8 protein-coding genes are annotated in these 11,380 nt (G+C 50.0%); 3 read left to right on the plus strand and 5 right to left on the minus strand.

Features of this window, described 5'->3' with window-relative positions; all coding sequences use genetic code 11:
* Positions 1-85 precede the first annotated feature (85 nt).
* From C7386_RS11600 to C7386_RS11610, 3 genes are all read left to right on the plus strand, one after another.
* Positions 86-760 (plus strand): ABC transporter ATP-binding protein, encoded by a 675-nt coding sequence (locus C7386_RS11600; RefSeq protein ID WP_110436039.1) that lies wholly within the window; start codon positions 86-88, stop codon positions 758-760.
* Positions 757-3,186, plus strand: a complete 2,430-nt coding sequence (locus tag C7386_RS11605; RefSeq protein ID WP_110436038.1) for an ABC transporter permease — start codon at positions 757-759, stop codon at positions 3,184-3,186. Before C7386_RS11600 ends, C7386_RS11605 begins: the two co-directional genes overlap by 4 nt.
* Positions 3,187-3,601: 415 nt before the next feature.
* Positions 3,602-4,078, plus strand: coding sequence for a pyridoxamine 5'-phosphate oxidase family protein (locus C7386_RS11610; protein WP_110436037.1), 477 nt, complete (start codon positions 3,602-3,604; stop codon positions 4,076-4,078).
* Between the two features lie 625 nt (positions 4,079-4,703).
* On the opposite strand, the gene C7386_RS11615 is transcribed toward C7386_RS11610, so the two are convergent.
* The 5 genes from C7386_RS11615 to C7386_RS11635 all read right to left on the minus strand — a co-directional run.
* Positions 4,704-5,642, minus strand: a complete 939-nt coding sequence (locus C7386_RS11615; protein WP_110436036.1) for a class II glutamine amidotransferase — start codon at positions 5,640-5,642, stop codon at positions 4,704-4,706.
* Between the two features lie 3 nt (positions 5,643-5,645).
* Positions 5,646-6,740, minus strand: a complete 1,095-nt coding sequence (locus C7386_RS11620; RefSeq protein ID WP_110436035.1) for an amidoligase family protein — start codon at positions 6,738-6,740, stop codon at positions 5,646-5,648.
* Between the two features lie 30 nt (positions 6,741-6,770).
* Complete coding sequence (locus C7386_RS11625) at positions 6,771-7,058, minus strand: DUF960 family protein (RefSeq protein ID WP_116705584.1); 288 nt, start codon at positions 7,056-7,058, stop codon at positions 6,771-6,773.
* Between the two features lie 134 nt (positions 7,059-7,192).
* Entirely contained in the window at positions 7,193-10,696 is a 3,504-nt protein-coding gene (locus C7386_RS11630; RefSeq protein WP_116705585.1) for an S-layer homology domain-containing protein, read from the minus strand.
* Positions 10,697-10,795: 99 nt separating this feature from the next.
* On the minus strand, positions 10,796-11,380 hold a 585-nt coding region (locus tag C7386_RS11635; protein ID WP_116705586.1), incomplete at its 5' end, for an extracellular solute-binding protein.

Genomic DNA, 11,380 nt, shown 5'->3' on the forward strand with positions numbered 1-11,380 from the left:
TGTAAGACTTCTGCTCTCTTTTTGAAAGTGAAATGAAAGGTTCCTTTGATACAATGCTGGTAAATAAGAAAAGGAGGCCATTGGAGTGGGCGTGATATTAGAAACGAATCAGCTTTGCAAATTTTATGGGACGGGGGAAAATCAGGTCAAAGCCGTCAATCATGTGAATATCCAGATTGAGCAGGGAGAATTTGTCGCCATTGTCGGAAAATCCGGCTCCGGAAAAAGTACCCTGCTGCATATGCTGGGCGGGCTGGATACACCAACCAGCGGCAGCGTGATCTTGTCTGACAAGGACCTGTATTCCATGAAGGAGGATCAGCTTGCCGTTTTCCGGAGAAGAAAGATCGGATTTGTATTTCAGGCATTCAATCTGGTATCCTCCATCAATGTGTGGGAAAATATCGTTCTTCCGTTGGGGCTTGACGGAAAAAAAGTGGATAAAGCTTATGTCAATGATATTATCACCACACTGGGTCTTGAACACCGGATTCATAATCTTCCGAATACCCTCTCCGGAGGACAGCAGCAGCGCGTTGCGATTGCAAGAGCCTTGGTAAACAGACCGGAGATTTTGCTTGCGGACGAGCCAACCGGAAATCTTGATTCCAAGACAAGTGACGAGGTGATCGCGCTGCTGAAAATGAGCGCAAAAAAATATGGACAGACGATTGTAATGATTACCCATGATGATGAGATTGCGCAGGTTGCTGACCGTATTTTAGTCATCGAGGATGGACAGGTGGTGGATTTTAATTGAGGACGATCAGCAAAATCGCATTCAGCAACGACAAAAGAAATCGCACAAGAAGTGTCCTCATTATGACGGCGATTTGCCTGACTACCATGCTTCTGGTCGTTATCAGTACAATTGGAAATGGCCTGATCCTCTTACAGAAGGATCAGGCTGCAAGCTCATACGGAAGCAACTACGGCCTGTTTATCGCCGCAGATGATACGCAATTAAAAGAAGTGGAACGCAGAGCTGAGATATCTGATATCGGCACCATGTGTACGGAGGGCATCCTGAAAGGAAATGAAAATGGCGGCTTTGTCAGTGCGGATGAAACGGTCAGGAAAATGCTTCCCTATAATCAGGAATATGTGTTGAAGGAAGGTACCTATCCGGAAAAGGCGCAGGAAATTGCCGCAGGACGCGCTTTCTTTGATGCAGTGGGATACCATGATGTAAAGGTCGGAGACACCGTAACATTGGAGTACCGTTCCGGTATGCAGTCGGAATACGCACCGGTGGAATTTACTGTCAGCGGGATTTTATATGACCGGGATGAATATACCATCGAGGCTTCCTATGTTGTATTCGGTTCGCAGGATTTTTATAATGAGCGTGTTGCGGAGGGTGACAGGCAATATAATATCTATTTTACCTTGAGCGATTCTGCAAATGTATCTATGAATAATGTTGCGCCTGTTATAAAAGAAATCGCGGATTCCTGCGGCATTGACCAGAAAAACGTGACCATCAATGACCTCTACCTGCAGTGGGTATTGCAGCCGAGCTATGAAATGATTGTGGTTTGTGGAACCCTGATCCTCGGAATCGTGCTGTTTTCCGTTGTAGTCATTTATAATATCTTCCAGGTCGGGATCGCCCAGAAGGTTCAGGAGTACGGAAAAATCAAGGCGCTGGGTGCAACCAGAAAGCAGATGAAGCAGCTGATCTTTCGTGAGGGTCTTCTTCTGGCGGTTCCTTCGATACCGCTGGGGCTGCTGTTTGGTTTCCTGATTGCAAAAGTCAGCTTCAACTGGCTGGTGGAGCAGGGAAATCTGGTATCGTCCGGAATCAAGAACCATCAGGTGCCTCTGTTTTCACTGACAATTATGCTCATCTGCATTTTTGTATCGTTTCTTACGGTCGTTTTGGCTCTGCGCAAACCCATGAAAATTGTTTCCCGGATTTCACCCATCGAAGCGACACGGTATCTTGGCGGCTCCAAAACGCAAAAACGGGGCAGACGAAAAGGCAGAAAAGATGTCACCGTTTTCTCCATGGCAATGGCAAATGTGACAGGCAATCCGAAAAGAACCATCGCTACGATTCTTACCATGGGGCTTTCCTGTGTATTGTTTGTAATTATCGCTAATTATGTTGGGAATATTGACACGGAGCATGAAGCACGTCTTTCCGTTAATCATGGACAATTTGAACTGCAGCTGGATTATTCCCAGAATTATGATGAAGCCTATTCGGAGAATAATCTGGACACAATCCTACAGAACGACCCACTGAATGATTCTTTGATTAAAGAAATCAAATCCATCCCCGGTGTAACGGATGTACTGACGAGAGAAATCGTCTCTGCAGATTTGAACGGAACAAAATTTCCGGTTGCAATCGTAAATCAAGAGGATTTTGAAATGATGCGCGGGGATGGCGATATCGGTTCCATGGACTATGCACAGGCTGTCAAAAACGGGGATGTTTTCTTTGGCTGGTCCATGTGGATGGAAGCTGACGGGTATTCTGTGGGTGCACCGATTACATTCAACTTTGATAACGGAAGCGGAACCTATACCTATCATGGAAAAATCGCAGGCTCCTTTGTAAGCGCGGACAATTATCTTGTCATTCCGGAAGGTGTATACCGTTCCATGAATCCGAGGGGAACAGCCTATGGCTATCTGTGGGTGGACTGTGATAAAAAAGATGTTGCATCTGTGGAACAGAGTCTGAATACTTTGATTTCTAATACTTCGCATATAAAAATGGATACCTATCATGCACAGTTACAATCTGCAGAATACGCAAGCCGTATGATGAAGCTTGGCTGCTATCTGTTCATGGCAATTGTCGGTCTCATTGGGTTTATGAATCTGGCAAACACCATGATCATCAATATCACCACGAAGAAGCAGGAATACGGTGTGCTGCAAGCGGTAGGCATGACCAATAAGCAGTTGAATCTGAGCTTACAAATACAGGGCTTGATTTTTACGGTTGGCACCATCTGCGTCGCACTTGCTGCCGGTCTGCCCCTTGGCTATGCACTGTTTTCCTATGCGAAGCATAATGGGATTTTTGGAATGAACGTTTATCACGTTCCTCTTATCCCGATTCTTGTTATGATTCTTCTGGTTGGTATTCTACAAATTGTGCTTTCCTGTGTTTTAAGCAGTAATCTGAAAAAGGAAACGTTGGTAGAAAGAATCAGGTATCAGGGATAGCAGGTATTGCTGGGATATCCTCAGTATCATAACAGGAATTAAAAGCACTTGGCTTCAAAAAGTTTTGTACTTTTGACAAAATGCAACCGATTTTTCATCAATTATAATAAATTTGATTAAGCAGCCTGTGTGTAATGAAGCATACAGGCTGCTTGCATTTTATAACTTTTTTATTTTATGTTATACTGTTTTATATAATTTTTTTGCCCTTGTATTTGCCTTTATCAGAGTTCATAAACACTGATGGGACGATATAACACAAGGGAAAAAATAAGGGAAAGCTCACCTGCGACAAATCCAGTGTTTTCAAGGGTTTGCGGAGAATTGAATAACAAAATATAACAGTTATTAAATCTCTTAAAACAGGTGAAATCTCAATCGGAATTTGCATCAGCGTAAGAAGGAGAGCAATGTCATGTTCAGAACAATTCGTAAAAAGAAAAATGAAATCAGCATCGACACGGCAAAGACTCTTTTGCAGTTCAGCCGACGTGGCGTTCTTGCCGTAAATGGAGATGACGGATATCCCTATGCAATTCCTATCAACTATGTCTACGATGACGATGCGCAGAAAATTTATTTTCATGGAGCACGTGCAGGCCATAAAGTAGATGCACTGCGTGCCTGTGACAAAGTATGTTTCACGGTATATGGAAATGAAACCATCAAAGAAGAAGATTGGGCACCGTTTGTGCAGAGCGTTGTGGTATTCGGCAGATGTCACCTCGTAGAATCCGGCGCAAGAGCAACAACTCTGTTAAAACGATTTGCAATGAAATACTATCCCAGCGAGCAGTTAGTTGATGAGGAAATTGCCCACGCAGGAAAGGCTGTGCAAATTTTTGAAATAGAAGTGGAGTACCTCAGCGGTAAGGAAATACAGGAACGATAAATTCCAGTTTACAATATCTAAATCCTAGGAAAGGAGACCTGCCGATATGCGCACAAAAGCTATCATTCGATTATGCACACACCTTGCACACTGTGCGTATCGTTCATAATGCACATAGTGTTCATCGTTCACGAGTACAAAAGGGGAAATCGTGTGATTGTATCAATTTTGTAAGGGCAACCGATGACCGATGAAATACGGGCAATGTGCCTTGCTATCTATAACGGCAGCACAACTTTACAGGATTGCCTGCATAAGATCAATGCAAAATACCTTTGAAACTCATTTATGTCAATAGGATCGCCGCACATTCTGACATATTGCAAAAGTCCGAAAGCGACCCTATTGACATAGTTTTTCGTTGTTTCAGATGGGTATACCCTAACGACACGCTCAAAAAATACCGGCTCTTGATGAGTCGGTATTTTTGTGTTTAGTCATCGTCAATGATATCGGCCAGCAGACCGATAATAGTCAGCGCACCGAGAATGACTTTTCCTGCGTTCACTTTTTCACCTCCTCAACTGTCCGAGAAATTTTCAACGGCCTCGATAATCAAGTCGACCACCGCGCCTACAGCCTGGAAAATTGGGCCTAATGGAATCATAAGCAACATCTCCTTTCCTTAATATGCGTACAGCAGTTCGCCGGTCATCTCGTGGAGCAAGGTCGGGTCGTACAGCATTTCCTCGATTTCCTCTTCAGAACAGCCATAGTCCAGAAGTGCCTGCACCTCATCCGTGGTAACGCCGAACGCCTTCGCCACGCTGAACAGGTCGTCATAACTGGTCGGCGTGTCCTCATAATAGCTGCGGTAGAACGGGGACTTTCGCCACCAGTGCTCGAATGTCGTGTGGGGTGTGAAGGTCCCGGTAGTGATACGGCCGTTGCGGTCAATTTTCATAATCTTGCCCTCCTTTGGCTCCAGAATGTCAGAGGGTGCGGTCAGCTTTAACTTCTTGATGGTCTTGCACAGGATTTCCTGTGTGGAAGCGTAGAGCAGGTAGCCGTCGTAAAACATGATGCACAGCGGGTTATCGCCAACCACAAACCAGATAGCATCGTTCTTATCCAGAACCGTAAAGACAAAGGAACCCTCGACTGCTTCAGCCATAGATTTCAGGCTGCCGAAGTCGAGGGCTTTGTTTTTCTCTAAGAGTTGAACGGCAACATAGCTGTCCGTTTCTACGCTCGTCTGGGGAATATTTTCCGTCATACGGAGCTCTTTGTCGTTCCAGAGAACGCCATTATGTGCAAGGGCAAAAGTACCGCTGTCAACATGACCAAGGAACGGATGGTTATTCTGGTTAAACTGTGCATTGCCCTGAGTCGTCATGCGAGTGTGACCCATCACGATATTTACGCCGTGCGGAATGTGAATCTTCATTTTCCGAGCGGGAAGGGGGCGCTTATAAATGCGCAGACGGCCGTTGAAGCTGTAGGCAATACCTGTCGCGTCCGTACCGCGCACCTGGCATTCTCTTGCCAGAGTATTCAAAATTTTGTTCTTCGTATGGGTGCTGAGGCACTCTTTGAAATCAATTAAACCGAATAAACTGCACATATTTTAAGCCTCCTCCGTATTGGCATTAACAGGTTCGTTAACGTAAAGACGACGTTCTTTGAGATACTGAATGAGTTCGGGTTCGGTGATGTTGTCCAGAAAATCAAACCAGCTCATGTCCTGCACCGTAGTGTCGGACATAGAAACAGCCACCTCGACGAGATGGTTGACCATCTGCAAGGTGGCTTTCAAAGTATTGAGTTTCAAAGTGCCGCGGAACATACGGATTTCAACCGTATCCGCGTTCGTAAGGTTGACCGCCGTGTAACGTCCGGCACAGGAATTCTTCGCGTGGTTCATCTGTTCGGACGGGGTGAGGCGGATGCCGTACCGCGCTGCCCAGCGGTTCATCTGGGACTGCGTACGGCGGCTGAACCGCAGCAATTCTGCCCAGAATTTTTCGACGAAATACAGTAAACGGGCAATCGCGGCTTCCTGCTGTTCGTAGGTGCAGCCAAAGGCCAAGCGAGAAATATGTACGTGCAGTCCGCAGGTGCCAGCGGCATGACTGAGGTAATTCATGCTCCGGGCCTTGCGGAGAACTTCTGCCCACGGCATTTCAGTCAAATGGTACTCAAGCGTCATCGGATGAGTGACAAGTTCCAAGCCTTCATCCAGACTGCCGTCCGTCTTGATGTAGAGATTTTCAGCATTCTTGTTCGCAATATCAAGCAACTTCTGCGCATTGCTGTTTACCGTGCCGCCGTCATCGATTTCAAGCTCAACGCCGAAATGGCGAAGGCCTTTGCCGTGAAATACAAGATCCGGTGTGTAATTGTACTCGTGAATAATGTTACAATGCTCATCCCAGCAGGATGCGCAGTAGGCGTTGTCGTCATTATCCCAATACGCGCGGTCACGATGAATAATGCGGTTGCAGTCTTCGCAGCGGACGTAGTATTCATCAAAGCAGCGGTCGCAGAGTGTGTGGGTATCGTCCTCGACGGCGTTTTCCTCGTAGACCCGCTCGGCGCAGTGGTCGCAGATTACGGTCAGGCGGTCGGTGCAATCCTCGCAGAGCCAGTCATTTTCCGCTTGGAACATTTCGTCGATTGGGTATTCTGCACCGCAGTTTGCACAAATTCTTGTTTCGCTCATTGTCTGTTCCTCCATTTCGTATAGTAAATCTTAATATTCTTCAGCGAGTAGCATAGTAGAATGCGTCAAATCGTCGATGACGAACACCTTCGCGTTTACTGCATCATCACACGGTACATCGAGCTCGTAACGGTACGGCGGCTGCTCCTGCTCGTGGACGATGTGTTGGCCAGTCGGTGTTTTCGTCAGCGTGAATACCTGCAAGTAATCCTTCTCGGATACTTCCATCATCAGGACCATGTGCCACATAAGATGAACAAGCCATGCGGGAATCTCGCTTTCTATCCCGCGCGTCAGAAATTTTTGATTGTTGAGCATTTTGCTTCTCCTTTCGGACAAAAAGCAAGCTCCTGAGAATATCCCAGGAGCTTCTACCTTTATAATGTATAGCTTAAAATGGAGAAAAAACAGAAAAAGCACAGCCGAAGCTGTGCTTTTTGTCTGTATGAGGTTTACTTGCTCATCTCGCAGAAACGCATGAGGATTGCGGCAACCTGTGCGCGGGTTGCGTTATTCTGCGGATTCAGCTTGCCGTTCAAGCCGTTGACAATGCCGTTCGCGACCGCCCACTGCATTGCGTTTGCAGCGTAGCTGTTTACGCTTGCAGCGTCGGAGAAGCTGTCGAGCTTGCCGTCTGCCTTCGGAGAGCCTGCGTAGCGATACAGCATGGTGACAAGCTGCTCGCGGGTGATCTTCACAGTCGGGTTGGTGCCGTCGGAAACGCCCTTGGCCTTCGCCCAGTTCATGCCCTTCTCGTACCAAGTAGCGCCGCCGGCGGTGTCCTCGCCTGCATAGCGAGCGAGAACGGTCATCAACATGCCGCGGGTGGTGGACGCATTCGGGGAGAACGTATTGCTGCCGGTGCCGTTCATCAGGCCCTTGTCGATCACATAGTTGATGGCATCCTTGGCCCAGTGGTTGGCAACGTCGGTGAAACCGGCCTTGGAGCTGTCCTCTACGTCACCGATGGTGCCGTAGTTGTCAAAATCCTTGGCATAGTTGCGATAAACGTGACCGGGCTGATGGCCTGCCGCGCCCTCAAACGTGCCCTTTTCCCAGTCGGTCAGGGTATTCCAGATCTTGGTCTTACCAGCGGTCAGCGCGTACTCATTGAGTACCGGAACGCTGGATTCTGTGCTGTTCAGATCAGAAACAAACGCGGTCTTAACGCGGACATACTTGGCATCTGCCATGCCGGTCAGATCGATCTTGCCGGTGCCGGAGGTCAGCGCTGCGGACTTCTCCTCCTTAACAGTCTTGCCGTCGTCCGAGGTCTGTACGGTCGCGGTGATGGAAGCCTTGCCCGCGAAGGCAGCATTATAGCTCAGTGCAGTCGGTGCGGCGGTCGCTTCTACCCACTCGGTGGTGTGCGAACCGCTGGTCTCGATATTGCTGTCCTCGAAGTCCAGCCAGATCTTCAGGCTGTTCTTGGAAGCGCCTGCGGAAGTCGGATTATTGCGGACTGCGGTCACTTCGTTCTCGCTCAGTTTGGAGGTGTAGAAGCGTACCTGCGATACTGCGCCCGGCAGCATGGTGTGATACATGCCGCGGTTGCGCTTGGTCTGGAGCGTATTTTTGAAGCCCAGACCGATGTACATCGGCTCGCCTTCCCAAGTCTTGATGGGGGCATTCTCAAAAGCGGGCTTGTCTACATGTGCGCTGTGCAGCTCGTTCTCGTAGGAGTCGCCACCGGTCGTAAAATCAAATGCGCTGGTGTACTGAACCCACTGGTCCTTCTTGATGCCGAAGCTGTCATCACTGCCGTCGTTCCAGCTGAACTCGCCGTTGTCGTCGAGCAGGCAGACACCGTAAGTCACCTTGCCGGTCTCACGGACTGCCATGCGGAACATATACGGGGTGCCCCAGCCGAGGCCGATGCCCTTGACCATCAGTGGGTTGTGATCCGGGATAGCGCCCTTGCCGTCCAGATCAACATACTGCTCGGTCAGCTCGGAAACGCCGCCCTTGGTGGTGCCTGCGCTCGGCAGGTTTGCCCAGATCATACCGGTCATGGCATCCTTGGGGGTGTAGCCGCCGTTGTCGGGGATCTCGATATAGTCGCGCTTGCCATCGAGTACGAGAGTCTGCTTGCCTTTGTCATCGGTGCCGAATTCCGGCTGACCGTGAATATATGCATTGTTGCCATTGCCGGACTTGTCCTTGACGATCGGCATGCCCTGGATAGAGCCTTCGATGTAAACGGTCTCCGGCTTTGCGTTGCCGATGGTGACTTCGTATTTACCGGCCTTGTCAAAGGTGTAGGCAAATTCCGCAGTCTGGGATTCGCCGGACTTGAGGGTGTACTGGCGGGTGCCGACGGTCACGCCGTTTACCTTGAACTCAGCGGTGCCGGTGCCTGCATCGTTGCCGATGTTGACGACATCAGCCTTGATGTGCAGGATGTTGCTGTTCATGTCACTGGTCTTGCCGTTACCCTGCTGGGTGCGGATGTTGGTGTAGTCAAAGGTTGCGGGGCGGTACTTTACGTTGACGGAGACAGTCTTGTCCGCCAGCTTGAGGGTGTGCGTGCCCAGCGTCTCCATGCGGAGCGTGCCGGTCAGCGTTGCGGACTTGCCGGGATCGAGCGTTACGATGCCGTCCTCGAACTTGTAGAGGTAACGGGTGGTGCCGTTGTCCACGACCGGGATAACAGCCGCCGCCAGACCCTTGCCGTTGTTCGTTACCTTGGCGGTAACGGTGACTTCGCCGTTGTACAGCACTTCGCTCGGGGTGATGGAGATATCCGACCACGAAAGCTGCTGCTTGTCCTTGGCTACCAGCGTCTCGTTGGCTACCTTGGAGTCCTGACCGGCTGCTGTTGCGCCGTAGTTCTTGACATCGAGAACGCCGGAACCGGGAGTGCTGGTGATGTAGAAGAAGTCGCCCTTCTTGTTGTAGGTACGCGCGTCCTGATGGGTCAGGTAAATGGTGCCAGCGCCGACAGACGGATCGCTGGATACCGCGCGCGCATAGCTGTGTGTATGGCCGGACAGCAGCAGGTCTACCTTGCCCGGCTCAATGACTGCCGGAATGTAACGCTTGGTGTACGCATCCGATACCGGATGGTGCATGAAGATCATGCGGAACTCGGCGTTCTTTGCAGCGTCGGTCGCCAGATCCTTCTTCAGCCAGTTCATCGCGTTGTCGATGGTCTTGATGGTGGCTGCGTCAGCCTGCTGGCCGGTCGCCTCGGAGTTCATCTGGAACAGGCCCCACGGGTTGCTGTTCATAGTAACGATGTGCAGACCGGCGTAATTGAAGGAGCTGTCGCCCTCGACCTCTGCGCCGTATTCTTTATCCTGAATGGAGTATACATAGGTGTTGAAGTATACACCGCCCTGATCGTGGTTGCCGGAGGAATAGACAACCGGATAGGAGTGGATGTAGTCGTTCTCCACCTTGCCCTGGAACCAGAAGCTGAACTGCTCTGCCTGTGCGCCGGTGCCTTCTACAAGGTCGCCGCAGTGCAGCAGCAGGTCGGGGTCAAATTCCTTGATGGCCTGATCGAGTTCTGCGCGGGTCGCAAAAATGTGCGAGTCCGACAGGGTGATCAGACGGATCTGATCCGGTTTTTCGCTCAGGGTCTTGAAGCTGGCCTTGCAGGTCGCGCCGCCCTCGAGCTTTACCTCGTAGTAGTAGCGGGTACCGGGGGTCAGGTTGTCCAGCTTGTAGTGGAACAGGTTCATCTTGCTGCCCTTGAAGTCGGGTGCGTCTGCGTCGATCTCCACCTTGATCGGGTCACAGAGCTTGCTCTCGTCGGTGCCGTATGCGATGGTCGCGGAGACCTTCTCCGTGCTTTCCCATACGACGACCATGCTGTTGGTCTTTGGTGCCAGAAGGTAGGGGCCGTTCTGGAACTGTGCGCCGCCGTCAGCCGCAAATGCAGCCGGCGCCATGGTCATGACCATAACAGCTGCGACCATAGCAGAGCATAAACGCTTAAGTAGTTTTTTCATTTTTTCATTTCTCCTCTCTTTTTTCTTTCTTATTCTTTACTCCTTGATATTCCTCCTTCGTCAATCAGTTTATCTGCGAACCGGTGGGCCGGTGTGCATTCAATATTGGTTTATAATATTCTCTGTAAAATAACGAACCAGACGGCTGCGATTTCCTCCTGCCCATTCTGCATCATAGGAAATGAGATTGAGCTCATCCAACGACGGCAGTCCATCTGCTGCACGGGCGGTGCTGTTTGCCGGAAGGCGACAGCTTTTGGCTTCGATGTAGCACTCCTGTCCGCGTGCCGAAGTCATCCAATCAAGAAAAGTACATGCATTTTCGCGTTCTCCTGCAGGTGCATTGCGCACAAGCGCGCACGCGCCGATCTCATAGCCGGTGCCGTCTGCCGGACTGCGCACCTCAATGGGATAGCCATCCAATACCGCACGGCGGCCATCGTGATAAAACACGATCGCAACAGCATAATCGCCGGTGCTAACCTGTTTAACCAGTTCTGTACTCGATGCAGTATAATATGCTCCGACATTCTGATCTAACTTTTTGAGATACTCCCATGCCTTGTCCTCGCCGCGCATCTGCACAAGCGTTGCCAGCGTAGTATACGAGGTACCCGAGCTTTTCGGAGTTGCCATCACAATCTGCCCTGCCAGTGCAGGCGACAGCAGATCGTCCCAGCAGGT

The sequence above is a fragment of the Agathobaculum butyriciproducens genome, from assembly GCA_003096535.1.
Lineage (GTDB): Bacteria > Bacillota > Clostridia > Oscillospirales > Butyricicoccaceae > Agathobaculum > Agathobaculum butyriciproducens.

Excerpts from the sequence above, each read along its gene's own strand:
- C7386_RS11630 (WP_116705585.1), bottom strand. The coding sequence starts at position 10,696 with ATGAAAAAACTACTTAAGCGTTTATGCTCTGCTATGGTCGCAGCTGTT.
- C7386_RS11615 (WP_110436036.1), bottom strand. The coding sequence starts at position 5,642 with ATGTGCAGTTTATTCGGTTTAATTGATTTCAAAGAGTGCCTCAGCACC.
- C7386_RS11610 (WP_110436037.1), top strand. The coding sequence starts at position 3,602 with ATGTTCAGAACAATTCGTAAAAAGAAAAATGAAATCAGCATCGACACG.
- C7386_RS11620 (WP_110436035.1), bottom strand. The coding sequence starts at position 6,740 with ATGAGCGAAACAAGAATTTGTGCAAACTGCGGTGCAGAATACCCAATC.
- C7386_RS11625 (WP_116705584.1), bottom strand. The coding sequence starts at position 7,058 with ATGCTCAACAATCAAAAATTTCTGACGCGCGGGATAGAAAGCGAGATT.